Here is a 375-nt window from a genome sequence, read left to right on the forward strand (position 1 = left end):
CACCACGCTCAGCGCGGTGGGCGCACCCCCGGGCGTACGGCGTTCGCTGTCCGGCTTCCAGTGCCTGGTCGTCGCCCTGACCGGGGTTCTGCTGGGGACGGCGGCGGGGCTCGTCCCCGCGGTCGCCCTGCGCCTGACCGACCTGCGAGCGGCGCTGGAGCAGATGCGGGAGGATCCGATGCAGTCGGCGTACACGCCGATCGTGATGCCGTGGGAGACCGTCGGGCTGCTGGCCCTGGTCGTCCCGGTGCTCGCCGGTCTGCTGGCCGCCGCTCTCACCAGCTCCCGGCTGACCCTGGCCCGGCGCGCGGGCTGAACGCCACGTCCGGGTCTCCCGGAGGGGTTCCGGTGCCCCCGAAAACGGAAGATCCACCG

Annotated in this window: 1 pseudogene; it reads left to right on the plus strand. The window is 74.1% G+C overall.

Annotated features, from left to right (window positions below):
- Positions 1 to 316, plus strand: a pseudogene (locus OO69_RS48340) (ABC transporter permease); the annotation flags it as partial.
- Between the last annotated feature and the right edge of the window lie 59 nt (positions 317 to 375).

This window comes from Streptomyces sp. NRRL F-525, assembly GCF_000716605.1.
GTDB lineage: Bacteria > Actinomycetota > Actinomycetes > Streptomycetales > Streptomycetaceae > Streptomyces.